This is a genomic window from Brevundimonas sp. (assembly GCF_023259385.1).
Classification (GTDB): domain Bacteria; phylum Pseudomonadota; class Alphaproteobacteria; order Caulobacterales; family Caulobacteraceae; genus Brevundimonas.
In genome coordinates, this window is record NZ_JAHFPF010000329.1 from 1 (window position 1) to 3,115 (window position 3,115).

The 3,115-nt window shown below is 70.6% G+C and carries 3 protein-coding genes; all 3 read left to right on the plus strand.

Annotated elements, in window-relative coordinates; genetic code table 11:
• Nucleotides 1-88 precede the first annotated feature (88 nt).
• The 3 genes from sppA to Q0C81_RS17720 all read left to right on the plus strand — a co-directional run bounded on the left by sppA (nucleotide 89) and on the right by Q0C81_RS17720 (nucleotide 3,070).
• Complete coding sequence (gene sppA / locus Q0C81_RS17710) at nucleotides 89-1,870, plus strand: signal peptide peptidase SppA (protein ID WP_291841075.1); 1,782 nt, start codon at nucleotides 89-91, stop codon at nucleotides 1,868-1,870.
• Between the two features lie 105 nt (nucleotides 1,871-1,975).
• Nucleotides 1,976-2,296 (plus strand): hypothetical protein, encoded by a 321-nt coding sequence (locus Q0C81_RS17715; RefSeq protein ID WP_291841077.1) that lies wholly within the window; start codon nucleotides 1,976-1,978, stop codon nucleotides 2,294-2,296.
• Nucleotides 2,297-2,308: 12 nt separating this feature from the next.
• Nucleotides 2,309-3,070, plus strand: a complete 762-nt coding sequence (locus Q0C81_RS17720) for an N-acetylmuramoyl-L-alanine amidase (RefSeq protein ID WP_291841079.1) — start codon at nucleotides 2,309-2,311, stop codon at nucleotides 3,068-3,070.
• Nucleotides 3,071-3,115 lie beyond the last annotated feature (45 nt).

The window sequence follows — 3,115 nt, forward strand, 5'->3', positions numbered from 1 at the left end:
GGGACATTCATTTGACCGCAAGCCCTGCCGCCCTATGGTGAAAATGTGGCCATGACCCGGCCCGCGCTCCGGACGACGTGTCGCCCCCATGAAGCAATTCTTCCTCACGATGGCGGGCGTCTTCGCCGGGCTGTTCCTGTTCTTCGTCATCATCCCCTTCGTCTTCCTGGCGATCGCGATCAGTTCGCTGAGCGCCAAGGAGCCCACGCCGGGGCACACGGTGCTGGAGCTGGACCTGCGCGAGGGACTGACCGACCAGGCGCCGACCAATCCGTTCGCGGTGTTCGGCGGCGGCGGGCTGTCGACCATGCAGATCGTCGACACCCTGGCCCAGGCCGAGACCGACACCCGGGTGAAGGCCCTGCTGATCCGCCTGCCGGAAGGGGGCGTCACTCCGGCCGCCGCCGACGAGATCCGTCAGGCGATCCGCCGCTTCCGCCGCTCGGGCAAGGTCGTCATCGCCCACAGCCAGGGCTTCCAGCCCATCGGCACGACGGTCTCCAGCTACATGCTGGGCGCCGCGGCGTCCGAGCTGTGGATGCAGAACACGGCCAGCTTCCAGCTGGCGGGCTTCTCGGCGGAGAGCGTCTTCCTGGGGCGCGCCTTCGAGAAATACGGCGTCGAGGCCCAGTTCGAGCAACGCTACGAGTATAAGAACGCGGTCAACGAATACACGCAGAGCGACTTCACCGCCGCCCACCGCGAGGCGATGACGGCGTGGATGACCTCCATCTACGACAGCGCGCTGAACAATGCGGCGCAGGACCGCCGCACGACCCTGCCGCAGCTGAAAGCGGTCATCGAGGCCGGGCCCTATTCGGCCGCCGACGCCCTGCAGCGCCGCCTGATCGACAAGATCGGCCAGGTCGAGGAGGCCGAGGCCGAGGTCAAGCGCCGCGCCGGCAAGGGCGCCGAGATCATGGAGTTCCACGACTACGCGGCCTCGATCGGCGAGCGCGCCGGCTCGGGCAGCGAGGCCATCGCCATCGTCAGCGGCGAGGGGGCCATCGTGACCGGCCGCAGCGGCGGGGCCAGCCCGTTCGGCGAGGGCTCGTCCATCACCTCGGACGACACGGCCAAGGCCATCTATGACGCGATCGAGGACAAGGACGTGAAGGCCATCGTCTTCCGCGTGTCGTCGCCCGGCGGCTCGCCGGAGGCTTCGGAACAGATCCTGGCCGCCGTTCGCGCCGCCAAGGCGGCGGGCAAGCCGGTGGTCGTCTCGATGGGCGAATACGCGGCCTCGGGCGGTTACTGGATCAGCTCCGAAGCCAACTGGATCGTGGCCCAGCCGACGACCCTGACCGGCTCGATCGGGGTGTTCGGCGGCAAGTTCGTGCTGGCCGACGCCCTGGGCCGGTTCGGGGTGGACATGCGCCACCTGACCGTCGGCGGCGAATACGCCGACGCCTTCTCCCCCTCGCAGGAGTTCACCCCGGCCCAGCGCGCCGCCTTCGCGGCCCAGATCGACCGGACCTATGAAGAATTCATCGCCCGCGTCTCGGCCGGTCGCCGTCTGCCGCCCGCCCGGGTGCGCGAGATCGCCCGAGGCCGGGTGTGGACCGGCGCCCAGGCCCGCGGCATCGGCCTGGTGGATCAGCTGGGCGGCATCGAGGAGGCCGTCGCCAAGGCCAAGGAACTGGCCCGCATCCCGGCCGGGACCGAGGTCCGCTTCAAGCGCTATCCGGAAGCCGGTTCGACGTTCGAGGCCCTGTCGAAGATGTTCGGCGTCTCGGGCGAGGCGGCGCGGGTGCTGGTCGGCATCGGCGGGGTCATGAACGACCCGCAGGCGGAGGCGACCGTTCGCCGCATCCAGACCGACCGCGCACGGGCTTCGGGCGCGTCGGTGCTGGCTGAGCAGCCCTACTGACCGGCCCGGACACTCGCCTGTGAAGCGGCCCATCATTGACCGGCCGACCCTATGGACCGACATTGGGGGTTCGGCGTTGTACGCAGCGCCCCTGAAGGTGAAGTCATGACCGAGTCCGAACGCCTGATCTTCGGCCCCGCCGCCCGGCGGCCCTCCAATGGCCTGCTCGCCCCCGTGGTGTGGCTGTTCGGCCTGATCGCCACCCTGGTCGCCATGGCCATCGGCGCCGTGCTGGCGGTGGTGACCGCCGCCGCCGTGGCCGTGATCGCCGTGATCGCCGCCGTGCTGGTGTTCGTGGCCGGCCTGGCCATGCGCGCCCGCCGGACCATGACCCGGCGCGACCGCCGCGCCGACGACGGCGTCATCGAGGCCCGCAAGGTCGGCGACGCCTGGGTCGCCTACGGCTGGGAGCGGACGGGCCGGTAAGGCTGCGCCGCCATGCTGGTCGTCAAGGACGCGCCATCCCCCAATTTCGATATGCGCCGGGCCCCGCCGGACATGCTGGTGCTGCACTACACCGGCATGCAGACGGGCGAGGCCGCGGTCGCGCGGCTGCGGGATCCGGAAGCCCGGGTTTCGGCCCACTACGTCGTCGACGAGGACGGCTCCATCCTGCGGCTGGTCGATGAGGCGCGCCGGGCCTGGCACGCGGGCCGCGGCGGCTGGCAGGGCGAGACCGACTGCAACGCCGCCTCCATCGGCATCGAGATCGTCAATCCTGGCCATGAGTTCGGCTATCGAGACTTCCCCGAGGTCCAGGTCGACGCCGTGATCAGCCTGATCTCGGACATCCGCACCCGCTGGACCATCCCCGACGCCCGCATCATCGGCCATTCCGACATGGCGCCCGAGCGCAAGCAGGATCCGGGCGAGCGCTTCCCGTGGAAGCGGCTGGCCGGGGTCGGCCACGGCCTGTGGTTCGAGCCCGCGCACGAACGGATCGCCGCCCTGGGCGCGCCGCTGGGGCCGGGCGACGAGGGGCTGGGCGTCATTGTCCTGCGCGCCGGCCTGCACCGGTTGGGCTACACCCTGCCGCCGGGCGGCGACTATGACGAGGCGACCCGCCTGACCGTCGAGGCCTTCCAGCGCCACTGGCGGCCTTCGCAGGTGGACGGCGTCGCCGACGGCGAGACGCGCGCGACCCTGATGGGGGTGCTGCAACTGGCGACAGCGGAGAGCGTCACGGGCGTGTTGCAGTAAGGGGGTGTCCGGAGGACCCAAGGCCCTCCGGACCGGTTTCCTCAG

Bases quoted from the DNA above. Each gene is read 5' to 3' on its own strand.
- Q0C81_RS17715 (WP_291841077.1), top strand. From the start codon at position 1,976: ATGACCGAGTCCGAACGCCTGATCTTCGGCCCCGCCGCCCGGCGGCCC.
- Q0C81_RS17720 (WP_291841079.1), top strand. From the start codon at position 2,309: ATGCTGGTCGTCAAGGACGCGCCATCCCCCAATTTCGATATGCGCCGG.
- sppA (WP_291841075.1), top strand. From the start codon at position 89: ATGAAGCAATTCTTCCTCACGATGGCGGGCGTCTTCGCCGGGCTGTTC.